Source organism: Ferrimonas gelatinilytica, assembly GCF_039544205.1.
In the GTDB taxonomy this organism is placed as follows: Bacteria; Pseudomonadota; Gammaproteobacteria; order Enterobacterales; family Shewanellaceae; genus Ferrimonas; species Ferrimonas gelatinilytica.
In genome coordinates this window covers 181,478-206,056 of record NZ_BAABLF010000005.1, presented here as the reverse complement: position 1 = coordinate 206,056, position 24,579 = coordinate 181,478, and the positions used below count along the sequence as shown (strand labels likewise).

Here is a 24,579-nt window from a genome sequence, read left to right as displayed (position 1 = left end):
TGAAAAACTTCAGACATAGATTTAACCCTTACACTACGAACAAAGCTGCCGCACAAAGCGCTGACAGAGAACCTGAAGGTTGACACCGGATTGCTGCTCCAGCCATCGGATCTCGGCCAGAAGCTCCTGCATCACCGGGAAGGTAACCGCGAGCGACTCTGGGACGTTACGGCCACGACACATCAGTTCAAAGTACAATACTTTTAGTACGATAGCACCCTTGTCCGACTCCACAGAAGCCAGTTCCGGGGCAAGAAACCCTTGTTCAAGACTCTGTTGCCACGCCAAACGCCAGCGCTCCACCTGGTCAACGGTACCCTGCGCCAGCGCCTTTTTTAACGCCATCGGCCCACCGACCAAACGTGTCCAGTAGGGCCAATCCGGCAAAGCCTGGGCCCCCTCACCGAGGTACGTTTTAAGCTGCGCCGGGGTCGCCGACGGAACGTTCAGGCGCTGACAGCGGCTGACGATGGTCGCAGGGAGCGCAGAGGGGATGGCGCTGACCAGAATGAGATATACCCCGGGCATCGGCTCTTCAAGAGTTTTGAGCAGGGCATTGGCGGACGCACCGTTGAGGCGTTCTGCCTGCTCAATCACCACCACCCGACTTCCCCCCTGATGGGCGGTGCCGGTCAGGGTAGCAATCAGGGCCCGGACAGTATCGACCTTGATCTGCAACCCCTCCGGCTGAATCAGAATATGGTCGGGATGGTGGCCACTTTGCAGCAACCGACAGCCCTTGCAACGACCGCAGTGGATGCCCTGTTCACACAGCAGGTTCGCCGCCATCTCGGCAGCCAAGCGCCCTTTGCCCAACCCCTCCTCGCCCTGAAGCAGGAGAGCATGGCCCAAGCGCCCCGTGTCACGACTGCGCTGCCATTGCTGCCATGGCGAGGCGAGCCAAGGCATGGCATCGACGAAGCTCAAGCCGAAACTCCAAGCCGCTGGTTCAACTGGTCGACGATAGCTTCGTGAACCTTCTCAATCGGTTGGCTGGCGTCAATGAGCACAATGTCGGGATCCGCGGCGGCCTCGGCCAGGTAGCGTGCCCGGGCGCGCTGAAAAAAGGACAGCGTCTCCTGTTCAATGCGATCCAGCGCTCCCCGTGCCTGTGCTCGGCTAAGCCCAAGTGCGGGGTCAATATCGAGGTAGAGGGTCAGGTCCGGTTTCAGCCCACCCAGGGTGATCTTCGCCAGGGCCGCAACCTGCTCGCTCAGACCCCGCCCGCCGCCCTGATACGCCTGGGAGCTGAGATCATGGCGATCGCCAAGCACCACAGCGCCCCGGGCCAGAGCCGGCTTGATCACCCCCTCCACCAGTTGTGCCCGGCAGGCGTAGACCATCAGCAGTTCCGTCATCGGCGCCATCGCCTCCTCGCGAGGCCGTTTCCAGATGGCCCGGATCTCCTCCGCCAGCGGCGTCCCGCCCGGCTCGCGGGTATTGACGATTTCACGGCCAGGAAAGCGCGCCTCCAGATAAGCGTTCACCAGCGCCACTGCGCTGCTCTTACCCGCCCCTTCCAGGCCTTCGATGACAATAAAGATCCCTTGTTGATTCATCATTTCCGATTTCTTATATACCGATTAACCGCGTTATTGTGCTCTCGCAGGGTCCGGGAAAACTGGTGGCTACCGTCGCCTTTGGAGACGAAGTAGAGGTAATCACTCTGCGCCGGCTGCGCCGCTGCCTGCAGCGATGCCAACGAGGGGTTTGCAATAGGCGTCGGTGTCAGGCCGTTGATCCTGTAGGTGTTGTAGGGTGTCCAGGTGTCCAAGTGCTTGCGCGTAATACGCCCCTGGTAGTCATGAGCACCGTAGATCACCGTAGGGTCCGTCTGCAATCGCATCCCTTTGTTCAATCGATTCACAAATACCGAACTGACCAGCGAACGTTCCCCGGGGGCACCGGTCTCCTTCTCCACGATGGAGGCCAGAATCAGCAACTCGTAAGGCGTGGCCAGCGGAAGATCCGGCTGACGCGCTGCCCAGGCTTTCTCGAGCTCCCGAGTCATACGGCGGTAGGCCCGAAGTAGCACGGCCCTGTCCTCGGTGCCGTCAGTAAACGCGTAGGTATCCGGAAACAGCCACCCTTCCGGGTTTTCCTGCTCAGTCCCCAACGCCTCGGCCAGCGCGGCAACGTCATCAAGGGTGGCTCGGATCCGGGGATGGGCCTGGATCTGGGATAACCACTCGGCAACGGTGCCGCCCTCTACCAGGGTGATCTGAAACTGGATCTCCTCACCACTGGCAAGGTGCGCCAATGCCTGGCGCAGTGACATGGTCGGTTCCAGCGCATAAGTACCCGTCTTCAGCTGCGTCAGTTTCGGCTCCATTCGCAAACCGAGACGGCCCCAAAAAGCCGAATCTATCCAACCCTGCCTCTCCCACTGCGCCAGGAGCACGTAGCTGGTATCTCCGGGTTGCACTTTCACCTCCTGCGCCAGGCTGATAGCCACCGGGGACGCTAAGGCCTGCTGTATACGGTAATAGCCATATCCCACGACCGCCACCACACCACTGATGGCGAGGCTCACGCTCCAGACAGCCGCACGGATCCAAACTTTCAACGCCATAACACTCCCACATCAAGCAGGGTATCGGCCAGCGATCGATCCTTAAGGATGCGCTGGTCCAGTTGCCGGATTGGCACGATACCCATCAAACAATTGGTCATAAAGGCGGCCGTGCAGCTCGCCACTTCGTTGCCGTGCATCGGACGGGCCAGGACCGGCCTTCCCTGCTCGGCCAGCAAACTGATCACATGATTCCGCATCACGCCCGCGATACCGCTATGGCTTAGGCTGGGTGTGACAACAACACCGTCGATAAGGAAAAAGAGGTTGGCTGCGGTCGCCTCCACCACATAGCCGTTCGGATCCAACACCAGGAGGTCTTCCACTCCCCGAACCTGGACCTCCCGCTTAAGGAGTACCTGCTCGGTTCGAGCCAGGGTCTTGATGCCGGCCAGGGCCCCACCGCTTGCCAGCCGTTGCCTGGCGCAGGCAACACGGATCCCCGCCTGCTGCCAGGCTCGATAGCGCTTTGGGAAGGGGGCGATCTGGATTAGCCGGCGCGGGCGCGCCGGCCACTCTCCCTCGTAGCCCCGGCCGGAGTCCCCGCGGGTCAGGGTGATGCGGATTGCCGCCTGGGAATAACCGCGGCACGCAGAGGCCACCTCCCGCTCCAAGGCGCTCCAATCCGGTGCACAAAACCCCAGCAAACGACAACCGTCGGCCAAACGCTGACGGTGCGCCGGCCACAGGCTCACCGCCCCATCCGCGACGTAGGCGGTGGTGAAATGCCCGTCCGCCAGCAGTAAACCGCGATCCTTCACCGAGATGCTGTCTTCGGCGACACCATCCACCCAATTCGCCATCAGCTGTCCTGGCTGATCCGACTGGCCACCGCGCCGGTCTGGTCCCGGTACTTAGCATTGGCACGCTTGCTGTAGGGGCGAGCACAGTCGTGAGCCAGGCGTTCGAAGTTGAGGGCACCGATGGGCATCCCCGGACGCAGGGCCAGCGGCAACTTACCGGAATTGAAAAACTCCAGCACGATATTCCCGCTCCAGCCCGGGTCGATCCGGTGTGCCGTCACATGAACCATGAGGCCCAAGCGCGCCAGTGAGGAGCGGCCATCCAGCCAGCCAACCACATTGGCCGGCAGGGTGACTGACTCGTGGGTGATACCCAGTGCCAGCTCTCCAGGGTGCAGAAAGAAGGCGTCCCCATCGGCGATGCAGATCTCGTCACTCATGACGTTCTCCAGCGCCCGCTGGACCTGCTCCCGCGGACCGGAGAGGTCAATATAGGGGGCCGTATGGTCCTCGAACACCCGGAACTTGTTACCCAGGCGCACATCCACGCTTACGCCACTGATCTTTTCACTGGCCGGGCGCGGCTCCATGACGATCTTGCCGTGATCCAAGTACTCTTCTATTTCAATGTCGGTCAGGCGCATCCTTGGTCCTTAAACGCGGTGATGGAGCTCAATCCGTGTGCAAAAGCTGTCGGATCTTGGCTTTGAGAATGTCGATAGCAATACGGTTTTTACCGCCCCGGGGCACGATAATGTCGGCGTGCTGCTTGGAGGGGTCGATGAACTGCAGAAACATGGGCCGGACAGTACGCTGATACTGCTCAATCACGGACTCCATGGAGCGACCACGCTCCTCCACATCCCGGCTCAGTCGGCGGATAAAACAGATATCCAGCGGCGTATCCATGAAGATGGAGGCATTCATCTGCGCCCGGAGCTCCGGCTCCGTCAGCAGCAGGATCCCCTCGAGAATGATCACCTTCTTGGGTGTCACCGTAACGGTTTCCGCCAGCCGGGTATGTTCGGTGTAGCTGTAGGTGGGTACCTCAACGCTTTCGCCCCGCTTGAGCTGCTTAAGATGGTCACAAAGCAGCCTGTGGTCCAACGCGCTGGGGTGATCGTAGTTGGTTTTAACCCGCTCCTCCATGGTCAGGTGGGTCTGATCCTTGTAGTAGGCGTCTTCATTGATCACTTCGATCTGATCTGTCCCAAGATCGCGACGCAGCTCGTTATAGATGGTACGAGCGATCAGGCTCTTCCCTGATGCGGAAGCACCGGCGATACCGATGATGACGCACTCTTGCTTTGAGGTCATAGGGGTCTCAACAATATATCTAACACTTGGGGCGAGGCCCCATCAGTCGGTCGTGATCTCAATCGCCAGAGATTGCGGCTCGGAACGGGTCACCAGTGCCGCCGCGGTCTTGCGAGCAATGGCGCGGTAAGCCTCCGCAATGGCCCCTTCCGGCTCGGCCACGACACTGGGGTTGCCGCCGTCGACATGCTCACGCACGGACAGATCCAGCGGCAACTCCCCTAAAAGCGGCACATTGTAACGTTTCGCCGTCGCCAGTCCACCACCGGAGCCAAAGGGATGCTCCTTACTGCCGCAATTGTGACAGATGTGATAACTCATGTTTTCCACGATCCCCAGTACCGGAATATTCACTTTGTTAAACATGGTGATCCCTTTCCGGGCATCGGCAGTGGCGATCTCCTGGGGGGTGGTCACGATCACCGCACCGGAGACTGGGATCTTCTGTGACAGTGTCAGCTGAATATCCCCGGTTCCCGGCGGCATGTCGATCACGAGATAATCCAACTCCGGCCAGCGCGTTTCGTTGACTAACTGCACCAGCGCACCCGCCGCCATGGGCCCCCGCCACACCGCCGCATTGCCCTCGGTCACCATAAAGCCCATGGAGCTGGCGGCCACGCCGTGGGCGAAAGCCGGCTCCATGGTTTTCCCATCCACACTGCTGGGTTCAAAGTCGGAGCAGCCGAGCATTATGGGAATCGAGGGGCCGTAGATATCTGCATCCAGCACGCCCACGCGCGCCCCCTCAGCGGCGAGTGCCAGCGCCAGGTTCACGGCAGTGGTGGATTTCCCCACTCCCCCTTTACCGGAGCCCACCGCAATGACGTTGCGGATTGTCGGCAACGCCGCCACCGACCCGGCCGTAATGGCGGGGATCGCCAACCCCACTTCACACTCCACCTCATCGATCGCCTCAATATCCGCCATCGCCTGGGTAATGCTCATAACCCGATCGCGGTACTGTGACTGGCAGGGATAGGGGTAGGCCAGGCCGATCTGCAGGCAGCGCCCATCCAAACCAAGGCTGCGAACGATATTAGCGGATACCAGCCCCTGATTGAGCTCAGGATCTTCCAAGGCATCCAGACGGGCCAATACAACGTGGGAAAGGGACTCGGGAAGGGTATTGCGGATCGCGGTTTCTTGGGTCACTCGCTGGCTCCTTTTTGCTGCCGAATTTCCGAAACTCAACTGAGTGTACCAGAAGCCTGAGCGCTATGGCGCACGCCGATGGCGGCAAAGCAGGCGGGCAGCGGTCAGATGGATGAAAATGCGCTGGTGTTCCGTTAGACTTGCGCTTTACTTGGCACGCTGATCCTTGGCCTGCCCCCACTTTCTCACCTAAGTACCGAGACACCATGGCAACCGAAAGCAGAAAAATTTTGGTGACCAGTGCGTTACCCTACGCCAATGGTCCCATTCACCTGGGTCACATGCTGGAGTATATCCAGACCGACATCTGGGTGCGCTTCCAGAAACTGCGGGGCAACACCTGCACCTACGTTTGTGCCGATGATACCCACGGCACCCCCATCATGCTCAAAGCACAGCAACTGGGGATGACACCGGAAGCGATGATCGCCAAGGTTGCCGAGGAGCACAAGGCAGACTTTGCCGACTTCTTGGTGGAGTTCGATAACTACCACTCCACCCACTCGGAAGAGAACCGCAAATGGGCCAGCGAGGTCTACACCCGCCTCAAGGCGAACGGATACATCACCACCCGGGTTATTGAGCAGCTCTACGACCCTGAGAAGGGGATGTTCCTGCCGGACCGCTTCGTCAAGGGCACCTGCCCCAAGTGCAAAACCGAAGACCAGTACGGGGACAATTGCGAGAGCTGTGGCAGCACCTACAGCCCGACGGAACTGATCAATCCCCAGTCGGTCGTTTCCGGTGCCACCCCGGTGCTCAAAGAATCCGAGCATTTCTTTTTTGACCTGCCCCAGTTCAAAGAGGTGTTAGCCCAGTGGACCCACTCCGGTGCGCTTCAGTCCGAGATGGCCAACAAGCTCTCCGAGTGGTTCGAGTCCGGCCTGCAGCAGTGGGACATCTCCCGTGATGCCCCCTACTTCGGTTTCGAGATCCCCGGCACCAACGGCGAGAAGTTTTTCTACGTCTGGCTGGACGCCCCCATCGGTTACATGGGGGCCTTCCAGGCCCTGTGCGATCGTCGCGACGACCTCAACTTCGACGAATACTGGGGTCAGGATTCCAAAGCGGAGCTCTACCACTTCATCGGCAAGGATATCATCTACTTCCACAGCCTGTTCTGGCCGGCCATGCTGCACGGGGCCCAGCTGCGTAAACCCACCAATGTGTTTGCCCATGGCTACGTGACGGTGAACGGTGAAAAGATGTCCAAATCCCGCGGCACCTTCATCAAAGCCCGCACCTACCTGGACAATCTCCATCCGGAATACCTGCGCTACTACTACGCCGCCAAGCTCAACGATCGCATTGATGATCTGGACCTCAACCTTGAGGACTTCGCCCAGCGGGTGAATTCAGACATGGTGGGCAAGCTGGTCAACATCGCCTCCCGCACCGCTGGCTTCATCGCCAAACGTTTCGATGGCACCCTGGCCGATGCCATCGACAACCCGGCACTGCTGGCGGAGTTCCAAAACGCTAAGGCGGAGATCGAGACCCTATTTGAGGGCCGGGAGTACGGTAAGGGGATCCGTGAGATCATGGCACTGGCGGACAAAGCCAACGCCTACATTGCCGAGATGGCCCCCTGGTCATTGGCCAAGCAGGAGGGGATGGAGCAGAAGACCCATGAGGTGTGCTCGATGGGCCTGCACCTGTTTAAGATCCTGATGACCTACCTCAAGCCAGTGTTACCTGAGATGAGCGCTAACGTGGAGCAGTTTCTTAACACCGAACTGACCTGGGCGAGTATCGATACTGTGCTGACCGGACACCGTATTAACAAGTTCAAGGCGTTGATCCAGCGCATTGAACCGGCCAAGATCGAGGCGATCGTCGAGCAGACCAAGGCGGAAGTGGCGGCAGAGAAAGCCGCATCGGCGCCCGCGGTAACCCTGGAGAAAAATGACGAGTTGGAGAAAGAGCCCATCGCGGACACCATCAGCTTCGACGACTTCGCCAAGGTGGATCTGCGGGTTGCCCGTATTGCCAAGGCGGAGCATGTGGAGGGCGCCAAGAAGCTGCTGCAGCTGACGCTGGACCTCGGCGGCGAGACTCGCAACGTGTTCGCCGGGATCAAATCGGCGTACCAGCCCGAGGATCTCGAGGGTAAACTGACGGTCATGGTGGCAAACCTGGCCCCGCGCAAAATGAAGTTTGGACTCAGCGAAGGTATGGTGTTGGCCGCTGGCCCTGGTGGCGAAGAGATCTACATCCTGAACCCCGATGAGGGCGCCAAGCCCGGACAGCGCATCATGTAACCACACAAAACCGAAGCTTAGGCTTCGGTTTTTTTATCCATTGCCCGCCTCCCCAACATCCCCTGACTAGCACTATTGCTGGCAGGGCGCCGGTGCTGGTTGCGTTTCACGCGCGGTCACTTGTGCATCCCCCGGTGCTAACTTAGTGTAAAGCCAAACTCCAACACCGAGTCACTGATGAACACCCTTTCCCCTGTGATGGCCTTGAGCCTGATCGGCCTGCTCTCCCTACTGTGCCAGTGGCTCGCCTTTCGCCTTAAGATCCCTGCGATCTTGCCCCTGTTGCTGACCGGCCTGCTACTTGGTCCAACAACCGCGTTTCTTGACCCGGACGCGCTGCTGGGTGAGCTGCTTTTTCCCATCGTCTCGCTCTCGGTGGCGGTAATCCTGTTCGAGGGCAGCCTGACGCTCAACTTTCGTGACCTTAAGGGGCGGGGCAAGATGGTACGCAACCTGGTTGGCCCCGGTATGCTCATCACCTTCGCCCTGGCAGCCGTTTCCGCCTGGTTCATCCTTTCCCTGCCCCCGGGGATCGCCGCCCTGCTCGGCGCCCTGGTGGTGGTGACCGGGCCGACCGTGATTGCGCCCCTGCTGCGCACCATCCGGGCGAGGGAAAACGTCGCTACCGTACTTCACTGGGAGGGGGTCTTAATCGATCCCATCGGTGCCCTTTTAGTGGTTCTGGTGTTCGAATACCTGATTGTCAGTCAAACCCAGGCAATACAGGTGTTTGCGCTCACGGTACTTACCGGGCTAACCATAGGGGTGCTGGCCGGTTGGTTAATGGCCAAGGCCCTGCGAAAAAGGGTGTTCCCCCGCTACCTGGAGAGCATCGCCACCCTGCTACTGATGTTGACCGCATTCGCCCTGAGTAATGAACTGACCCACGAGTCCGGCCTGCTGACGGTCACCATCATGGGGATCTGGATGGCCAACAGCCGGGGCCTGGATCTGGAACCGATCATGGAGTTCAAGGAGACCCTTACCATCCTGCTACTATCGGGGCTTTTCATTCTCCTGGCGGCGCGGATCCGGCCAGAAGAGCTGGCGCAGTTGAACTGGCATACGGGGCTCTGGATCGCCTTTTTGATTTTGGTCGCCCGCCCCGTCGCAGTATGGATCAGTGCCATAGGAACGCCCTTCAATGCAAAGGAGCGTCTGCTCATCGGCTGGATTGCCCCCCGGGGGATCGTGGCTGCCGCCGTATCCGCCCTCTTCGCCCTGAAGCTGGAACAGCAAGGCGTCACCGTGGCCGCACCGCTGGTGGCACTGGTCTTCGTGGTCATTGTAACCACCGTGATCCTTCAGAGCGTGCTCACCCGCCCCCTGGTCAAGCTGATGGGGCTGCAGGCACCGGAGCGGACCGGTTACCTGATATTTGGGGCAAACCCTTTCGCCGTAGCCGTCGCGGAAGCCCTACAGAAGATGAAGGTGCCGGTTCTTTTATCGGACACCAACTGGGATTACCTGAGCCAGGCACGGATGAAAAACCTGCCGGTCTACTACGGCAATCCCGTTTCTGAGCATGCCGACAGCGCCATGGATCTCTCCCAGTTGCGCCGTGTATTGATCCTCTCGCCCTACCGTCAGCTCAATACCGAGGTGGCCTATCACTACCAGGACAGGTTTGGTGCGGACAAAGTGTACCGTCTTGCGGAACAGCAAAAGGAGCAAAGCCAGCGGCGTCAGGTTCGGGACCGCCACCAGAAGCTGTTTGGAGAGTCGGCCCAGTACGGCACCTTGATCAACCGGATAAAACAGGGGGCACAGATCCGTCAGACACGGCTCTCCGACAGTTACGGCTGGGCCGAGTACTGTCAAGACAACCCGGACTCACTGCCCCTATTTGCCCGCACTCAGAAAGGGAAGCTCCGCACTTTTACCGCCGATGCGCCCTTCGAGCCCCAGGCAGATTGGGAGGTGTTAGCCCTGCACCCGAAAGGAAGCAAGGCCGAAAGCAACTCAGAGAGGGAAAGTTAAACCGGGTTGGGACTGTCGACAAAGGTGACATCCAAATCGAACATCTGCGCCAAATGTTCCCCCAGGGCTTTAACGCCACCACGCTCCGTCGCGTGGTGGCCACAGGCAAAGTAATCGATCCCCTGCTCCACCGCGCTGTGATAAGTACGCTCGCTCACCTCACCGGAAAGAAAGGCATCGACCCCATGAGCAGCCGCCACATCAATATAATCCTGGGCGCCCCCGGTACACCATGCCAAGGTGCGGATCGGCCTGTCATGCCCGGCAATATGAAGCGGTTCGCGATTTAATCGCCTCGCTAACAAAGCCGACAACGCCGCGCCCCTTATCGGCTCGGCCAGCACGCCCCGATGCACCAGGTGAAGCTCCTCGCCCGGCTCCAGGGGCTCACTCTGCTCAATCCCAAGCAGTGCCGCCAGCTGAGCGTTGTTACCCAGTGTCGGGTGGCAGTCCAATGGCAGGTGGTAACCGATGAGATTAATATCATGCTTGAGCAGTGCCTGGATCCGTCGCTTCTTCATGCCGGTAATCACCGGAGCTTCGTTCTTCCAGAAGTAACCGTGATGCACCAGCAGTGCATCGGCACCGGCATTGACGGCAGCATCAATGGCAAACTGGTCTGCGGTCACCGCGGTAACAAGGGTTTGGACCCGCTCTTTACCTTCGATCTGCAGGCCGTTGGGGGCGTAGTCTTTAAACCGATGTGGCTGCAGCAGCGTCTCCAGGTAGCGCAGCAGTTCGTCGCGTTGTATTGCCATAGGGTTCCTTTAAAACAGTTCGTTGCCGGTCTTATGGCCGGCATAGTAAGCATCGAAATTCGCCAGGGTAGTTTGTGCAATCTCGGTTAGTGCTTCTCGGGTAAAATAGCCCTGGTGACCGGTCACCAGAACATTCGGGTAACTCAGCAACAATGCAAACACGTCGTCGTGCAGCACCCGCCCCGACAAGTCGCGGAAAAATATCTCGCCTTCCATCTCATACACATCCAGCCCGAGATAACCAATCTTACCCTGTTTCATTCCGTCCAGGGCATCTTGGGCGTTAAGCAGCGCTCCCCGTGAGGTATTGACCAGCATCACACCAGGTTTCATCTGTGCAATGGCTTCTCGGTTGATCAGATGATAGGTCTCCTCCGTCAGTGGGCAGTGCAGCGTGATCACATCAGATAGACGATAGAGGGTCGGAAGATCGACGTATTCTCCCAAGGCGGCGCCTGCCTCGCTGGGGAAGGGATCGTAGCAAAGCAGGCGGGAGCCAAAGCCGCTTAGGGCCCGGAGGGTGGCGAGTCCGATCTTACCCGTCCCGATCACCCCGATGGTACAACTCTGTAGGTTAAAACCCATCAGGCCATCGAGGTTAAAATTGTGCTCCTTGACCCTGAGGTGCGCCCGGGTAATTTTCCGATTCAGCGCCAGAATCATCGCCACTGCATGCTCTGCCACCGATTCCGGCGAGTAGCTCGGTACCCTCGACACCTGGATCCCAAGGCGTTGCGCCGTTTCCAGGTCCACATTGTTGAAGCCGGCGCAGCGCAACGCAATGATACCTATCCCCAGCCGATGCAACTCCGTCAGTGCCGTTTCATCCACGATATCATTCACGAAACAGGAGACACCATCGAACCCCTCGGCCAGCTTAACGGTTTCCGGCTTCAGACGGTTCTCAAAATGTACCAGCTCGTAATTCTTGTCCTGGTTGGCCAGAGCTAAAAACTGCTTATCGTCCGGCTTACTGGAAAAAATCGCGATCCGCTTCATAGCTGTGCCTCTTGATGATGCTATTGAGATAAAGGGGCGCCGAGGACTCCGCCTCCTTAACAGTAATGGATCTGCTAGCGATTGCTGAACCCTCTTGCAGCCAGTCGCTCACCTGGCCGCCTCCTCCTCGAGCAAGCCGTCCCTAAGACTCAGAAAGGTAGATAATTTTTTACCATGCGGTGAAAATACAACCAGGCCAAAAATCACCAACCAAGTTGAACCCGGAGGTGCATATGGGTATTATTAACGGCTGAATTTTCAATCAATCAAAACCTTTTTTATGTCAAAACTGATCAAGGAAGAGGTGATCGCCCAGTTCACTGAGGCGTACCTCGCGAAGCATGGCAATGAGCCAACCATTGAGCAAAAAGGCAGCTGGTTCAAAGTCGACGGTGGTAAATCCCTTCGTCTGGGTGACCTGGCCGAGATGGCTCAGTCACTGGCCGACCAGCCAAGTGTCGAGAAAGCCAGCCCAAAAACGGCTCCTGTAAAGTCCGTTGCCAGTCACGGCGGCAAAACGGCCAAGCAGCTTTGGGCGGACAGGATCGCCAACGGCGGGAAACTGCCTCGCGGTTTCTGAGTCCAACGCCGACCCCCGGGTCGGCTTTTTTATGCCTACGATCCCCTCTTCCCTCCACCATCCCCTACTTCGCGACCTGTATTGGCTGCTGCACGCGCCCATGCTATGTCAGCGCAAGTCGGACTATGCCGACGATGAATTCCTTCGCAGCTTCCGCGAGCCGCTGCTGGCGCAGCTGCCGAAACTCGAGCACAGACTGGATAGGCTGCTGGCGCAATTAAACCGTCATGGTCGCCTCGGAAGTTACTACGAACAACTCTGGATCTGCGCACTTACCCTACACCCAGATTACCGGCTTCTGGCCAAGGACCTGCTGATCTCTCGTCAGCGTCGTACCTTGGGGGCGCTGGACCTGCTGGTTGAGCATCGGCCCTCCGGCGAACAGGAGCACTGGGAGTTGGCCATCAAGTTTTATCTGGGGACGCTGGACACACGAGACAGTGAAAACTGGATAGGCCCCGGCCGCCAGGATTGCCTTCAGGACAAGCTCAAGCGGCTTGAGCAGCACCAGTTGCCACTGCTCCGCGCAGTGGAGACCCAGCGCCAGCTTCGCCAGCGTGGGTGGCAGGTAGGGCGGCAGCGGATCATCCTACAAGGCCGACTCTACCGGCCCAGCCCGGAAGCGATGCTACCAGATGGGATCAACCCAGCCTGCGCCGAGGCAAGCTGGGTTGAAGAGGGAGCCCTGCCGACGGCTCGGTGGCGAACATTGGCACGTATCGACTGGCTGGCGGGCCGTCCCCCGTCCCTACTGCCGCGCCATCGCCCCGGGCCCCCGTTGGCGTGGCCGCTTCATCTGATCAATGAGAACTCTTTGCAACGGATTTTCGTCGTTCCTGCGGGATGGGCAACGCCACCCATCGCCGATGCCGCGCCTTGACTCCAGAGTCAAACACACTCTAAGACAACGAAAAAGGGGAACCCAAACGGGTTCCCCTTTTTCCGGATAAGGAAGCGTATCGCTTACTTAGCCAGGGCCTCTTTCGCTTTCTCAACCAGAGCGGCAAAAACCACTTTGTCGAAAACAGCAATGTCGGCCAGGATCTTACGATCGATCTCAACAGAAGCTTTCTTCAGACCGTCGATGAAACGGCTGTAAGACATGCCGTTCTGACGAGCAGCAGCGTTGATACGGGCGATCCACAGCTGACGGAACACGCGCTTTTTCTGGCGACGGTCACGGTAAGCGTATTGACCAGCCTTGGTAACGGCTTGGAATGCTACACGATAGATACGGCTACGGGCACCATAGTAACCCTTAGCTTGCTTGAGAACTTTCTTGTGACGAGCACGAGCGGTCACACCGCGTTTTACACGAGCCATTGTTTACTCTCCTAAACCAGTCAATTACGCGTAAGGCAGCATGCGCTGCACTTGAGCGACGTCTACCTTGGCAACCATCATGCCTGCACGCAGGTGACGCTTACGCTTGGTGGACTTCTTGGTCAGGATGTGACGCAGGTGAGACTGCTTACGCTTGAAGCCATTGGCAGTCTTTTTAAAGCGCTTAGCAGCGCCTTTGTTTGCTTTCATCTTCGGCATTGGAAGAAACTCCGCATTGTTAAGTAAATGAACTGCAAGGCGAACAAAAACAGCCGGGGTCAGCCCCGGCTGGCTTGTTACTTGTAGGCCTTACTGTTTCTTTTTGGGCGCAAGCACCATGACGGCTTGACGGCCTTCCATTTTCGGGAAGGCTTCCACCTGGGCCATCTCTGCCGTATCGTCTTTAATCCGATTCAGCAGGTCAAAACCCAACTGTTGGTGGGCCATTTCACGCCCGCGAAAACGCAGTGTCACTTTCACTTTGTCTCCGCTCTCCAAGAAGCGAGTCAGGTTGCGTAGTTTTACCTGATAGTCGCCTACATCAGTTCCCGGCCGGAATTTAACTTCCTTAACCTGGATCTGTTTGGTTTTCTTGCGCTGCTCATTGGCAGCCTTACTCTTTTCGTACAAGAACTTACCGTAGTCCATCACGCGACAGACTGGCGGCTCCGCGTTCGGGCTGATCTCAACCAGATCCATCTGTGCCTCAGCCGCCATTGCCAGGGCATCCGCCAAAGACTGGATACCGGCCTGCTCGCCTTCCGCATCGATCAAACGCACTTCACGAGCGCGAATTTCGCCGTTAATACGGTTACGGTCCTTATTTACCGGACCTTGTTTTTTTCCGCCTTTAATCGCTTATTCCTCCAGCATCTTAAGACTACGGTCGCGGATCTCTGTGGACAGCGCATCGGCGAACTGCTCGATGCTCATTTTGCCCAGATCGGCGCCATTTCTTGTACGAACCGCGATCTCGCCGTTTTCCATCTCCTGGTCTCCACAGACCAGCAGATACGGGACTCGCTTCAAAGTGTGTTCGCGGATTTTAAAGCCAATCTTCTCGTTTCTCAAGTCCGCCTTGGCACGAATGCCACGCTGACTCAGAATATTGACCACTTTTTGTACGTAACCTGCCTGATTATCAGTGATGTTCATCACCTCGACCTGAGTCGGAGCAAGCCAGGTGGGCAGTTTCCCGGCGAACTCTTCGATCAAAATACCGATGAATCGCTCGAGAGAGCCCAGAATGGCACGGTGGATCATCACTGGAACTTTGCGGCTGTTGTCCTCGGCGACGTAGGTCGCGCCCAGACGTTCAGGCAAGGCGAAGTCCAACTGCACGGTACCGCACTGCCAGGCACGATCCAAGCAGTCATGCAGGGTAAATTCAATTTTCGGCCCGTAGAACGCCCCCTCACCAGGCAAGACTTCGTAGTCAATACCGTTACTTTCCAGGGCATCCATCAGGCCTTTTTCCGCTCGATCCCACATCTCATCGGAACCAACGCGCTGCTCAGGACGGGTCGAGAGCTTCACCGCAATTTCGTTAAAGCCAAAGGTTGAGTAGGTATCGAACACCATCTTGATGCAATCGGTCACCTCCTGCTGCACCTGATCTTCGGTACAGAAGATGTGGGCATCGTCCTGGGTGAAACCTCGAACCCGCATCAGGCCATGCAGCGCGCCGGAGGGCTCGTTACGGTGGCAACATCCGAACTCCGCCATCCGCAGCGGCAGATCCCGGTAGGACTTCAGCCCCTGGTTAAAGATCTGTACGTGACCCGGGCAGTTCATCGGCTTGATGGCGTATTCCCGCTTCTCCGACTCGGTGGTGAACATGTTGTCGGCGTACTTGTCCCAGTGGCCGGAACGCTCCCACAGGCCACGATCCATCATCAGCGGCCCTTTCACCTCGTCGTAGCGGTACTGGTGCAGCTTGCCGCGAACGAACTTTTCCAGCTCCAGATAGATATTCCAGCCGTCGTTGTGCCAGAACACCATCCCCGGAGCCTCTTCCTGCCAGTGGAACAGGTCCAGCGCCTTACCGATCTTACGGTGATCCCGCTTGGCTGCCTCCTCAAGGCGCTGTAGGTGCGCCTTGAGCTGCTTCTTGTCCGCCCAGGCGGTACCGTAGATCCGCTGGAGCATCTTATTGTCGGAGTTACCACGCCAGTAGGCACCGGCCACACTCATCAACTTAAAATGGTGGCAGTGACGCATGTTGGGCACATGGGGACCCCGGCACATGTCGATGTACTCTTCGTGATGGTACAGCCCCGGACGATCCTCTTTGCTGATGTTCTCGTCCAGGATCGCCATCTTGTAGGACTCACCCCGTGCCTCGAAGGTATCCCTCGCTTCCTGCCAACTGACGGTTTTTTTCACCACGTCGTAGTTGGTTTTGGCCAACTCCAGCATCCGCTTCTCAAGCGCCACCAGATCCTCATCTGTCAGTCGATGCTCAAGATCCACGTCGTAGTAGAACCCGTTATCGATAACCGGACCGATGGCCATCTTGGTTTCCGGCCAAAGTTGCTTGATAGCGTGTCCCAACAGGTGCGCGCAGGAGTGGCGAATGAACTCGAGGCCTTCTTCATCCCGGGTCGTAATGATCGCCAGTTCAACGTCATCGGCGATCAGCTCGCAGGCATCGACCAGTTCACCGTTAACACGGCCCGCCAGGCAGGCTTTGGCCAGACCGGGACCAATGTCCATGGCCACGTCCATAACGGATACAGGTTGTTCGAACTGGCGTTGACTGCCGTCGGGAAGGGTAATGATTGGCATAATAACTCCGTCAGTGGTGACCCACACCAAGGGCCACATGAAGCATAAATTTGGGAAAAGAATCGGCGTTACTGGAGGCTTAGCCGTACGAGAGCAAGGTGAGCCAGAACGCGCAGTAAGTGTATCGACTTGGCTCGCCAGTCTCAAGACGCCCTGAGCCCCAAAGGGCTTTAACCGCAGCGGTGTTGATCTGCACCGCTCCATCCCGACCCGCACTTCGACCCTAAGATTGATCCAAGCCGCACTCTTTAGCCCTTTAAAGAGAAAACTTCCGACGGGGTTTGCTTGGCAACAGGGCACTGATCGCTATGATAAAGGGGTCCATTGACCAGGGAGAAGACCGCATGTGGAACGCCATTGCCCAACAGATCTCCGACGCCATCGGCCGGGACTTTAAGATCCGCGAGCGACAGCGGATCTCCGGCGGAGACATTCACCAGGCCTACCGGGTAGCGGATCATCATTGCGCCCTGTTCGTCAAAGTGAATCGACGGGACCAGGTGGAACTGTTTGAGACAGAGGCACATGGCCTGGGTCTGCTGGCGCAATCGCCCCTACTCACCGTGCCCGAGGTGATCACCGTTGGCGACTGTGCCGAAGGGGCCTTTATCGCACTGCAATACCTTGAGATGGGCAACGGCAGTGATGCCCAGTGGTATCAGTTTGGCCAGGCGGTAGCGTCGATGCATCGGGACCACGCCCAGTCCCTCTATGGCTACGACGACGACAACTATATTGGCACCACCCTTCAACCCAATCGCTGGCAGAAAAACTGGGCCGAGTTTTTTGCCGAGCAGCGCATCGGCTGGCAGCTCAAGCTGGCACAGGAGCGAGGTTACCGGCTGGGTAATAGTGCCCAATGGATCGACTCCTGCGCCGAAGCCCTAAGAGGGCATCAGCCTCTCCCCTCCCTGCTTCACGGCGATCTCTGGCGCGGTAACCTGGCCTTTGTTGATGGCCAGGGCTGCCTGTTCGATCCCGCCTGTTACTACGGCGATCGGGAAACGGACATGGCAATGTCCACCCTCTTCTCCCCCCTGCCCCGGGACTTCTACAAAGGTTATGACGCCGAGTGGCCACTGGATCCCGGCTACGGGCACCGGGAGGGGATCTACCAGCTCTACCATCTTTTGAATCACCTCAACCTCTTTGGCGGCAGCTACCTGCAACAGTGCCAGAGGAAACTGCAGGAGCTGTTCTGTGACTGAGGCAAAACAGGAAAAGGTTGCGCTGGTCACCGGCAGTGCCCGACGCGTCGGCGCCGCCATCAACCGGACTCTGCATCGGCGGGGCTATCGATTGCTAATCCACTGCAACCAGTCGGTTGATGAGGCGCAGTTGTTGGCCGCGGAGTTCAACCAGGTTCGCCCAGGCAGTGCCCGCGTCCTAATCGCCGATCTCTGTCAGCCGGAACAGGTGCGTCGCCTGGCCAGCGAGGCCTGTGATGCCTGGCAGCGGCTGGACCTGCTGGTCAATAATGCTTCCAGTTTTTTCCCCACCCCTGTGGGCGAGATCGACCACAGCGCCTGGGACGCTTTGGTGGGGCCAAACATGTATGCACCACTCATCATGTCACAGCAGTTGATGGCCCCCCTGCGCCAGCAACAGGGCGCCATCATCAACCTGTTGGATGTTCATGCCCAGTCCCCCCTCAAAGGGCATACACTTTACTGTATGGCAAAGGCGGCACTGAGCATGATGACGCGCTCCTTGGCGCTGGAACTGGCACCGCAGGTCCGGGTTAATGCGGTCTCTCCCGGCGCGATCCTGTGGCCCAGCCAGGGGGTTGATGTCGATGCTCAACAACGGGTGCTCTCTCAGATCCCGCTGCAGCGACTCGGCAGCGTGGATGAGATTGCCGAGGCTGTGGCGTTTCTTGCCGACGAGGGCCGTTATATCACTGGCCAGATCCTGGCGGTGGATGGCGGCCGCTCCCTCTCGCCCCTTGCGGGGGCATAACCGGAGCCAAAACCATGAAACTGGGCCAACACAACGAGAACATTGTCTGTCCACATTGTGGTTACCACACTCGCGTTGATGTGGACTCAAGTGCCGGAGATCAGGAGTTTTACGAGGATTGCAGCGCCTGCTGCAGCCCCATCCACCTTCGACTCCATATCGACGAGCTGCATCAACAGGTCCAGCTCTTTGTGGACGCGGACGACGAGCAGAACTACTGATCCTGACGTGCGGCCATCACACGCTCGACCGTATCAACAATGGTCTGGGTCTGGCTGTCTATTTCGATATTGAGTCGGTCCCCCACCTGACTGTCCGACAAGTTGGTGATCGCAAGGGTCTCCGGAATGAGGTAGAGAGAGAAACCATCATCGAATCGCTCCCCCACGGTGAGGCTGCAACCGTTAACCGCAATAAACCCCTTGTGCAGCACATACTTCATCCATTGGCTGGGCAGTGACAGTCGCATCCTCACCTGGCCCTCGCCTCGCTCTATCGCCATCAGCTGTGCACAGGACACCACATGGCCGGACACCAGATGCCCGCCGATCTCCTGCCCAAACACCAAAGAGCGTTCAATATTGACCCGACTCCCTAAGCACAATGCCCCTAGGTTGGTTTTTTCCAAACTCTCTCGCACCACATCAAAAAACACCTTATCATTCACCAGCTTTGTCACCGTCAGACAAACGCCGTTGTTGGCGACACTGGCGCCAATCTGCAATCCCTCACGCAGTTTTGGCGACAGGGAGACCGCAAAGGTGCGCACGCCATCGTGATCGGTCAGGGACACCACGGGTGCGGTACACTGCACTATGCCTGTAAACATACTTCTCTCGCGTAAACCTAAAGACAATCAACTCGGCTCACACCATGCATAACTCCGGCTACCAGATCAAGAAACTGGTACAACTTGCCCTGCCCGTATTCGCGGCCCAGGTCGCCCAGACGCTCATGGGCTTTATCGATACGGTGATGGCCGGTCAGGTCAGTGCCGTGGACATGGCCGCCGTGGCCGTCGGAACCAGCATCTGGTTGCCGGTGATCCTGCTGTTCTCAGGGGTGATCTGGGCGGTACCACCATTGGTCTCCCACCTGCATGGTGCAAAGCAGGAGGCCGCGGTCCGGCCGCTGATCCATCAGGCTTTTTACCTCGCGCTGATCTGCGCCCTTATCGCCATGGGGGTGCTGTCACAGGGGGATTCGCTATTGGCACCACTGGCTCTGGACCCTGAGCTGGAGCGGCTGTCTGTGGGCTACATGGAAGCGATCTTGTGGGGGGCGCCGGCATTTTTACTGTTCCAGGTCCTGCGCTCCTTCAATGAGGGGCTCTCCTTCACTCCCCCCTCCATGGTGATCAGTTTCGTGGGCCTGGCGATCAACATCCCCGCCAACTACATCTTCATCAACGGGCACTTCGGTATGCCAGCAATGGGGGGCGCAGGATGCGGGGTCGCCACCGCCATTGTCTACTGGGGCATGGCGCTGACCATGGGGCTCTATCTGCTCTTGAGCCGGCGCTTCCGCGCCTACCAGCTGTTTCGGGATTTTCGCGCCCTGAGCTGGCAAGCGCAGCGTCAAATCTGGGCCCTGGGCTTACCCATTGCCGCCGCGGTATTTTTCGAGGTCACCATGTTCACCGGCGTTGCCATCATGATTGCCCCCCTTGGCCCCGTGGTCGTCGCCGGCCATCAGGTGGCGGCCAACTTCTCGACCATTATCTACATGTTGCCGCTTTCCATCGGTGTGGCCGTGACCATCCGGGTTGGCTACTACCTCGGCCGTGAGGAGCCAAAACTGGCCAGGATGGTGGCGAAGATCGGGGTGCTGTTCGGTATTGCCGTATCGCTGTTTACCGCCATCCTTACCGTGCTGCTGCGCCACCCCATCGCCGACCTCTACAGCAATGATGCCGGGGTGATCGAGGTGGCCCTGCACCTGATGCTGCTGTGTGCCCTTTATCAGATCTCCGATGCGATTCAGGTCGTGACCACCGCCTGCCTGCGGGGCTATAAAGACACCATGCCGATACTCTGGATCGCCCTCATCTCCTTCTGGGGGGTCGGTTTCACCAGTGGCTATGTGCTCGGCAGTACCGATTGGGTGGTGGCCGCCATGGGGGCGCAAGGCTACTGGATCGGCTTTATCTCCGGGCTCTCCTGCGCCGCCCTGCTGCTGCACCTGAGGCTCAAACAGGTTCAAACCCGCTATGAACCGTCAGCAACCGCGTAAGCCCTATCACGCAATCTCTCCCGAAGGGCCCGCCACAGCGGGCCTGGACACGCCCTTGATGAGCGCGGCGGCAACGCTCTGTGTGATTCTCCTTGTCATCACGCTCACCGGCTGTCAGCGAGCCCCGGAAGCCGCCCTCGACGACTATAACGAACGCCTTGCCCGGGTCTTAGACGTCGAAGAGGTGCCCATTCCAAGCGCCAAGATAGTCCCGCCTAAGCGGCCGCCACGGAGCGACTACGCGCTGTCGGGGTCCGTATTGACCGTTGATCTCGTGTCGCCACTGGCGCTCAAACCCTGCGGCGTGTTGCCGCTCATCGCCGCCCGCAATGCGCCCATGGGCAAGCTGGCGACGCCCTCACAGCACTTCCTTTATCAGCGGGAGTTGCTTCATCACCTTTACCGATGCCCGGCAGATACACTTACCCAAGAGGGAAACGTGCTTAAGGAGTCACTGCTTAACCAGCGGCGCCCGAAGCTGGACGCCTGGTTTGCCCGTAGCCTGCTGCTTGGCGACGAGCTTTGGTTCGCCATCGGCGCCGCCGCACCTTCGTGGCAATTCGGCGACGTAGAGCACAGCGAACAGGCGCTTATTGCACTAAACCGCCTGCGCGAAGCCAGCGAAGATCTCGGTCAGGCGCTCGCCCCCGGAGAGCTTGAGCGCCTTCTCCATAGACTTCACGGCTCTGCCAGCATCGCCGGCCTGCACCGAACCATGCTGACCACGATAGGGCAGCTCGGTGGGACACTGTCACTGCTGCAGCAAGCCCAAACTCTGCCTTGCGATGACCCGGCTGTCCCGATCCTCAGCAATATCCTCACCCAAATATATGGCAAGCGAGTTCAGCCCCTGCTGAGCCGCATCCAGCAGGTCGACCGTACCCTTTCGCCGCCGCTGCGCCAACTTCTCCACCCCTGGCCGAAGCACCCCTATTTTGATTTCTACCTTTCCGAGCAGGAAGGCAGTTTACGCGGGCATTTCTATGTCCGGATCCGGCAGCATACGGAAGCCTGGCAGGCTTTACTGCAGCGTTGTCAACGCCAACCCCAGGCCCGCGGCCCGAATGGGTAGCATTGCGCAAAGCCTCGCCAGTCAGTCGTTTTTGCCCGAAAATAGGCTTGCGCCCATCCCAGGCCGTGATTACTATACGCCTCGTTGTTAAGAACAACGCCGTGCGTCCGTAGCTCAGTTGGTTAGAGCACTACCTTGACATGGTAGGGGTCGGTAGTTCGAGTCTACTCGGACGCACCACAATTTTGATGATAAAACCTCATCATCTACATGGGCTATAAACGCCGGTGTAACGACAATTTGATGTGCGTCCGTAGCTCAGTTGGTTAGAGCACTACCTTGACATGGTAGGGGTCGGTAGTTCGAGTCTACTCGGACGCACCACTTTTCTCGAAAGAGATGCGTCTATAGCTCAGTTGGTTAGAGCACCACCTTGACATGGTGGGGGTCGGTAGTTCGAGTCTACTTAGACGCACCATATTCTCTTAATTGAGACACAAAGCCCGCTCATTGAGCGGGCTTTGTGCATGTCGGACGACTTCAGAACTTCTGTGGGTCCCGACAGCGCAGCCAAAACCCGACTATCACAATCCCCGCTGCCTCGCCTCGAAGCCTCAGCGACGTATATCTGCGCGCAAGCCACAAAGGCCGCACTTTCACCATCGACTAACTTATGCACGGACTTTGACCGCATACTGCTCCAAAGGACCCACAACGGCGCCCTGGCGCTGACTTTTGCCTCCGATCCGCTAAGATAGGGGCTTTAAAACCATGGAACTCCCACTATGAGCGAAAACACCGCCATCCCGGCCGAATTGATGCAGGTCATGAATTACATGGAGGTCGAACAGGCCCAGCATGAGGGCTTGCATAGCATCTATGTTGCGCTGCAGGCTCCCCTGCGTGAAGCCTGGGATACGCAGCCGGAAAGTGCCCGCAATGTCATGGAGAGCTTCGAGCAGTTTCACGCAGTCGTCACCTACACCTTGGCCGGCCCAACCGCAGAGCTGCTGACCATGGTCAAAAACAACGAGGAGAAGGGAGAAGAGTCAAGTGAAGCGCAGACCGATGCGATGCTGCAGCAACTCTTCTCACAAGGGATCAAAATGATGATCAAGGACCTGAAAAAAGCCCGCCGGGATGCCTCCCTGCGCAACGAGTTCCTCGCCCCGTTCCGCACTTCCTGACCCACCGTGGTACTCCTCGCTTCGAAACCACTTCGACACGACGCACCCTAAGGGTGCGTTGGTCTTACCAATCATCACACCGTGCCAACTGAGACAACGGGCCGCCCATGGGTCGCGTTGTCTCAACAACCCCGCACTGACCGGCCAGCGCGAACGGGTTTTCGCTGTCCTGTGTCTGCCGGCGTTTGGCGCGAACCACAGCACCCACGCTATCGCGATACGCCCAGAGGCGAACCGCACATTATTTGTGCTGTCGCCCCGTAATTTCGCGCTGACTAGTCAACAAATCCGCCTTCGTTACAAAACCGGTTGCACTTGGTAATTCAGCCGGAAATTCGCAGATCCGCGAGGTGGCGTTGCCAAAGTTCGATATTCTGCTGAAGCTGCGCCTGTGTCAGTGGATTATGTTGAGCCATCGGGATCGGGTTCCTGATGTCGGCCATGACACTGCCCTTGCGCCTTAAAAAGCCATGACCAATCTTCACGATCCCGCCGGCGGTAAACTGGTCAGACAGCGAAAGGTGCTGTCGGATCACTCGCATCATCTGACTGGGGTAACGTACCGGCATGGGCCGATCAGCCTTTTTCATTGCCGGAAATACCCAAGGCGAGTTGGCTGAATGGCGTCGCTGCTGCTGGATGATCTGAATCGCCGCGGGGCTGAGGTAGAGTACCCGGCTCTCTCCATCCCCCATCGGGACCACCGCCCTGCCCTCCTGCAGCAGCGTTTGGTCCCAGAGCATGCGACACAGCACACTGAAGGGCGCCAGCAACAGCATCTGTAGCTGCAAAAGGGGGCGGACCCGTTCATTGATGGGAAGAGTCAGCAGCGCTTTTTGATAGGCCACCAGCTCAGGTAAGGGTACGACCTTAGGGAAAAGGGTTGGCCGTTGCACCCGAACCCCTTCACAGGGATTTACCTGCTCTGCTGAGATCCAGGGCAGCTCGGGCCCCTGCCAATGCGCTTTTCCACGGGCGACATCGAAAAGGTGGCGAAGCAAGGTTAAGCTATCCCGAGCCAGACGCAGTCCGCGTCCATCCTGCGTCCTAACGCTCCTCCTGGCAGACGGTGTCGACAATTGACCCAGCAGTTCCTCCACATCCTCCTTAGTGATGGATCCCGCGGCTTTCTCACTCCAGCGCGGTACGATGTGTTTTTCCAGCAGGCTCTGTTCACGACGCCATCCCCGCCTATGCGTTTTGGCATAGTGAAGATAATGTTCCACCAATACCTCAAAGCGCATACTTTGTGGCATAGCTCCGCGGTGTTGCTGCCAAAGTGCTTTCGCTTCCTCCATCCCAATCTGTGGGAAGTAGCCCAGGGTAATCTGACGTGTAGAGCTCGCGCCCTTCGGCGTAAAGCGATAAACCCAACGACGATGACGTTTCCCCACCTTTAGAACCAGGCCCGGGCAACCGTTCACCGGCGTATGGGTGGCGACCCGCCGGAAGAACGCATCATCCTGATCACCACGCCCTTCGATCTCCGCCTTCGCCTGTTTGATGATCTGGGCGACACGACCGCGGATCCCCGTTTGCAGGCACTCATCCAGCAGCATCAAGACTTGCTGCTTAGGGCTTCCCCTTCCCCGCTCAATTGTCATGTTTCCAGTCCTTGGCCAACGTTGCCGAGATCCTGACAAAATCCTGGACACCATGCAAAAGTAGATACCCAGATAACGGACCTCTTTTACTTGCGATTGGGGGCGCAATA

Annotated in this window: 25 protein-coding genes and 3 tRNA genes; 13 read left to right on the top strand and 15 right to left on the bottom strand. The window is 58.2% G+C overall.

All coding sequences use genetic code 11. From position 1 onward, the window contains the following. Positions 1–33: 33 nt before the first annotated feature. From holB to apbC, 7 genes are read right to left on the bottom strand one after another with little or no spacing between them, the layout of a single operon-like run. Positions 34–927, bottom strand: a complete 894-nt coding sequence (gene holB / locus ABD997_RS03320; protein WP_345315593.1) for a DNA polymerase III subunit delta' — start codon at positions 925–927, stop codon at positions 34–36. Then, positions 924–1,559, bottom strand: a complete 636-nt coding sequence (gene tmk, locus ABD997_RS03315; RefSeq protein ID WP_345315905.1) for a dTMP kinase — start codon at positions 1,557–1,559, stop codon at positions 924–926. Before tmk ends, holB begins: the two co-directional genes overlap by 4 nt. Then, positions 1,559–2,572, bottom strand: a complete 1,014-nt coding sequence (mltG, locus tag ABD997_RS03310) for an endolytic transglycosylase MltG (protein WP_345315592.1) — start codon at positions 2,570–2,572, stop codon at positions 1,559–1,561. The genes tmk and mltG overlap by 1 nt, the downstream gene beginning before the upstream one ends. Beyond that, positions 2,563–3,375 carry an aminodeoxychorismate lyase gene (gene pabC / locus ABD997_RS03305; protein ID WP_345315591.1) on the bottom strand — a complete coding sequence of 271 codons (813 nt, stop codon included), beginning with the start codon at positions 3,373–3,375 and terminating at the stop codon, positions 2,563–2,565. Before pabC ends, mltG begins: the two co-directional genes overlap by 10 nt. Beyond that, complete coding sequence (gene dcd, locus ABD997_RS03300; protein WP_345315590.1) at positions 3,375–3,959, bottom strand: dCTP deaminase; 585 nt, start codon at positions 3,957–3,959, stop codon at positions 3,375–3,377. Before dcd ends, pabC begins: the two co-directional genes overlap by 1 nt. A gap of 28 nt (positions 3,960–3,987) precedes the next feature. Continuing rightward, positions 3,988–4,632, bottom strand: a complete 645-nt coding sequence (gene udk / locus ABD997_RS03295) for a uridine kinase (protein ID WP_345315589.1) — start codon at positions 4,630–4,632, stop codon at positions 3,988–3,990. Positions 4,633–4,674: 42 nt separating this feature from the next. Beyond that, positions 4,675–5,787 (bottom strand): iron-sulfur cluster carrier protein ApbC, encoded by a 1,113-nt coding sequence (gene apbC, locus ABD997_RS03290; protein ID WP_345315588.1) that lies wholly within the window; start codon positions 5,785–5,787, stop codon positions 4,675–4,677. A 206-nt stretch (positions 5,788–5,993) separates the two neighbouring features. Here apbC and metG point away from each other — a divergent pair, with 206 nt between their 5' ends. Together metG and ABD997_RS03280 are read left to right on the top strand one after the other, a co-directional pair. After that, entirely contained in the window at positions 5,994–8,048 is a 2,055-nt protein-coding gene (metG, locus tag ABD997_RS03285) for a methionine--tRNA ligase (protein ID WP_345315587.1), read from the top strand. 177 nt (positions 8,049–8,225) lie between these two features. After that, the gene (locus tag ABD997_RS03280; RefSeq protein WP_345315586.1) at positions 8,226–10,028 is read left to right on the top strand and encodes a cation:proton antiporter; all 1,803 of its coding nucleotides are present in this window, start codon (positions 8,226–8,228) and stop codon (positions 10,026–10,028) included. On the opposite strand, the gene ABD997_RS03275 is transcribed toward ABD997_RS03280, so the two are convergent. Next, entirely contained in the window at positions 10,025–10,780 is a 756-nt protein-coding gene (locus ABD997_RS03275) for a Nif3-like dinuclear metal center hexameric protein (protein WP_425557043.1), read from the bottom strand. The two genes, ABD997_RS03280 and ABD997_RS03275, sit on opposite strands and share 4 nt — an antisense overlap. 15 nt (positions 10,781–10,795) lie before the next feature. Beyond that, positions 10,796–11,785 carry a 2-hydroxyacid dehydrogenase gene (locus tag ABD997_RS03270; protein WP_345315584.1) on the bottom strand — a complete coding sequence of 330 codons (990 nt, stop codon included), beginning with the start codon at positions 11,783–11,785 and terminating at the stop codon, positions 10,796–10,798. A 280-nt stretch (positions 11,786–12,065) separates the two neighbouring features. Here ABD997_RS03270 and ABD997_RS03265 point away from each other — a divergent pair, with 280 nt between their 5' ends. Beyond that, positions 12,066–12,365, top strand: coding sequence for a hypothetical protein (locus ABD997_RS03265; protein WP_345315583.1), 300 nt, complete (start codon positions 12,066–12,068; stop codon positions 12,363–12,365). Positions 12,366–12,396: 31 nt separating this feature from the next. Further along, a complete protein-coding gene (locus tag ABD997_RS03260; RefSeq protein ID WP_345315582.1) occupies positions 12,397–13,245 on the top strand; it encodes a DUF1853 family protein in 849 nt (282 codons plus the stop codon). An 83-nt stretch (positions 13,246–13,328) separates the two neighbouring features. Here ABD997_RS03260 and rplT read toward each other — a convergent pair whose 3' ends face one another. The 4 genes from rplT to thrS form a co-directional block, all read right to left on the bottom strand. Continuing rightward, positions 13,329–13,688: a 50S ribosomal protein L20 gene (gene rplT / locus ABD997_RS03255; protein ID WP_345315581.1), complete on the bottom strand. Its 360-nt coding sequence runs from the start codon at positions 13,686–13,688 to the stop codon at positions 13,329–13,331. Between the two features lie 24 nt (positions 13,689–13,712). Next, positions 13,713–13,907, bottom strand: coding sequence for a 50S ribosomal protein L35 (rpmI, locus tag ABD997_RS03250; RefSeq protein ID WP_345315580.1), 195 nt, complete (start codon positions 13,905–13,907; stop codon positions 13,713–13,715). Between the two features lie 90 nt (positions 13,908–13,997). Next, positions 13,998–14,543, bottom strand: a complete 546-nt coding sequence (gene infC, locus ABD997_RS03245) for a translation initiation factor IF-3 (protein WP_345315904.1) — start codon at positions 14,541–14,543, stop codon at positions 13,998–14,000. 3 nt (positions 14,544–14,546) lie between these two features. Next, entirely contained in the window at positions 14,547–16,475 is a 1,929-nt protein-coding gene (gene thrS / locus ABD997_RS03240; RefSeq protein WP_345315579.1) for a threonine--tRNA ligase, read from the bottom strand. Between the two features lie 344 nt (positions 16,476–16,819). Between thrS and ABD997_RS03235 the strand changes: the two genes are divergently transcribed. From ABD997_RS03235 to ABD997_RS03225, 3 genes are read left to right on the top strand one after another with little or no spacing between them, the layout of a single operon-like run. Then, positions 16,820–17,683 (top strand): fructosamine kinase family protein, encoded by an 864-nt coding sequence (locus tag ABD997_RS03235; RefSeq protein ID WP_345315578.1) that lies wholly within the window; start codon positions 16,820–16,822, stop codon positions 17,681–17,683. Then, the gene (locus ABD997_RS03230; protein WP_345315577.1) at positions 17,676–18,434 is read left to right on the top strand and encodes a pteridine reductase; all 759 of its coding nucleotides are present in this window, start codon (positions 17,676–17,678) and stop codon (positions 18,432–18,434) included. The genes ABD997_RS03235 and ABD997_RS03230 overlap by 8 nt, the downstream gene beginning before the upstream one ends. Before the next feature lie 14 nt (positions 18,435–18,448). Beyond that, positions 18,449–18,655, top strand: a complete 207-nt coding sequence (locus ABD997_RS03225) for a CPXCG motif-containing cysteine-rich protein (protein WP_425557036.1) — start codon at positions 18,449–18,451, stop codon at positions 18,653–18,655. Here the strand turns inward: ABD997_RS03225 and ABD997_RS03220 are convergent. Further along, entirely contained in the window at positions 18,649–19,263 is a 615-nt protein-coding gene (locus ABD997_RS03220) for a riboflavin synthase subunit alpha (protein ID WP_345315576.1), read from the bottom strand. The two genes, ABD997_RS03225 and ABD997_RS03220, sit on opposite strands and share 7 nt — an antisense overlap. A gap of 44 nt (positions 19,264–19,307) precedes the next feature. Here ABD997_RS03220 and ABD997_RS03215 point away from each other — a divergent pair, with 44 nt between their 5' ends. The 6 genes from ABD997_RS03215 to ABD997_RS03190 all read left to right on the top strand — a co-directional run bounded on the left by ABD997_RS03215 (position 19,308) and on the right by ABD997_RS03190 (position 22,865). Continuing rightward, entirely contained in the window at positions 19,308–20,666 is a 1,359-nt protein-coding gene (locus tag ABD997_RS03215) for an MATE family efflux transporter (protein WP_345315575.1), read from the top strand. After that, on the top strand, positions 20,644–21,738 hold the full coding sequence (locus tag ABD997_RS03210; RefSeq protein ID WP_345315574.1) for a DUF3080 family protein: 1,095 nt from the start codon (positions 20,644–20,646) through the stop codon (positions 21,736–21,738). The genes ABD997_RS03215 and ABD997_RS03210 overlap by 23 nt, the downstream gene beginning before the upstream one ends. 103 nt (positions 21,739–21,841) lie before the next feature. Next, positions 21,842–21,918, top strand: a tRNA-Val gene (locus ABD997_RS03205). A 67-nt stretch (positions 21,919–21,985) separates the two neighbouring features. Next, positions 21,986–22,062 (top strand) — tRNA-Val (locus ABD997_RS03200). Between the two features lie 17 nt (positions 22,063–22,079). Beyond that, positions 22,080–22,156: transfer RNA gene (locus ABD997_RS03195), tRNA-Val, on the top strand. Positions 22,157–22,463: 307 nt separating this feature from the next. Further along, on the top strand, positions 22,464–22,865 hold the full coding sequence (locus ABD997_RS03190) for a DUF3069 domain-containing protein (RefSeq protein WP_345315573.1): 402 nt from the start codon (positions 22,464–22,466) through the stop codon (positions 22,863–22,865). 323 nt (positions 22,866–23,188) lie between these two features. Here ABD997_RS03190 and ABD997_RS03185 read toward each other — a convergent pair whose 3' ends face one another. Continuing rightward, the gene (locus ABD997_RS03185; RefSeq protein WP_345315572.1) at positions 23,189–24,469 is read right to left on the bottom strand and encodes a hypothetical protein; all 1,281 of its coding nucleotides are present in this window, start codon (positions 24,467–24,469) and stop codon (positions 23,189–23,191) included. Positions 24,470–24,579 lie beyond the last annotated feature (110 nt).

Excerpts from the sequence above, each read along its gene's own strand:
- tmk (WP_345315905.1), bottom strand. The coding sequence starts at position 1,559 with ATGAATCAACAAGGGATCTTTATTGTCATCGAAGGCCTGGAAGGGGCG.
- mltG (WP_345315592.1), bottom strand. The coding sequence starts at position 2,572 with ATGGCGTTGAAAGTTTGGATCCGTGCGGCTGTCTGGAGCGTGAGCCTC.
- pabC (WP_345315591.1), bottom strand. The coding sequence starts at position 3,375 with ATGGCGAATTGGGTGGATGGTGTCGCCGAAGACAGCATCTCGGTGAAG.
- dcd (WP_345315590.1), bottom strand. The coding sequence starts at position 3,959 with ATGCGCCTGACCGACATTGAAATAGAAGAGTACTTGGATCACGGCAAG.
- udk (WP_345315589.1), bottom strand. The coding sequence starts at position 4,632 with ATGACCTCAAAGCAAGAGTGCGTCATCATCGGTATCGCCGGTGCTTCC.
- metG (WP_345315587.1), top strand. The coding sequence starts at position 5,994 with ATGGCAACCGAAAGCAGAAAAATTTTGGTGACCAGTGCGTTACCCTAC.
- ABD997_RS03280 (WP_345315586.1), top strand. The coding sequence starts at position 8,226 with ATGAACACCCTTTCCCCTGTGATGGCCTTGAGCCTGATCGGCCTGCTC.
- ABD997_RS03270 (WP_345315584.1), bottom strand. The coding sequence starts at position 11,785 with ATGAAGCGGATCGCGATTTTTTCCAGTAAGCCGGACGATAAGCAGTTT.
- ABD997_RS03265 (WP_345315583.1), top strand. The coding sequence starts at position 12,066 with ATGTCAAAACTGATCAAGGAAGAGGTGATCGCCCAGTTCACTGAGGCG.
- ABD997_RS03260 (WP_345315582.1), top strand. The coding sequence starts at position 12,397 with ATGCCTACGATCCCCTCTTCCCTCCACCATCCCCTACTTCGCGACCTG.
- rplT (WP_345315581.1), bottom strand. The coding sequence starts at position 13,688 with ATGGCTCGTGTAAAACGCGGTGTGACCGCTCGTGCTCGTCACAAGAAA.
- rpmI (WP_345315580.1), bottom strand. The coding sequence starts at position 13,907 with ATGCCGAAGATGAAAGCAAACAAAGGCGCTGCTAAGCGCTTTAAAAAG.
- thrS (WP_345315579.1), bottom strand. The coding sequence starts at position 16,475 with ATGCCAATCATTACCCTTCCCGACGGCAGTCAACGCCAGTTCGAACAA.
- ABD997_RS03235 (WP_345315578.1), top strand. The coding sequence starts at position 16,820 with ATGTGGAACGCCATTGCCCAACAGATCTCCGACGCCATCGGCCGGGAC.
- ABD997_RS03225 (WP_425557036.1), top strand. The coding sequence starts at position 18,449 with ATGAAACTGGGCCAACACAACGAGAACATTGTCTGTCCACATTGTGGT.
- ABD997_RS03220 (WP_345315576.1), bottom strand. The coding sequence starts at position 19,263 with ATGTTTACAGGCATAGTGCAGTGTACCGCACCCGTGGTGTCCCTGACC.
- ABD997_RS03215 (WP_345315575.1), top strand. The coding sequence starts at position 19,308 with ATGCATAACTCCGGCTACCAGATCAAGAAACTGGTACAACTTGCCCTG.
- ABD997_RS03210 (WP_345315574.1), top strand. The coding sequence starts at position 20,644 with ATGAACCGTCAGCAACCGCGTAAGCCCTATCACGCAATCTCTCCCGAA.
- ABD997_RS03190 (WP_345315573.1), top strand. The coding sequence starts at position 22,464 with ATGAGCGAAAACACCGCCATCCCGGCCGAATTGATGCAGGTCATGAAT.
- ABD997_RS03185 (WP_345315572.1), bottom strand. The coding sequence starts at position 24,469 with ATGACAATTGAGCGGGGAAGGGGAAGCCCTAAGCAGCAAGTCTTGATG.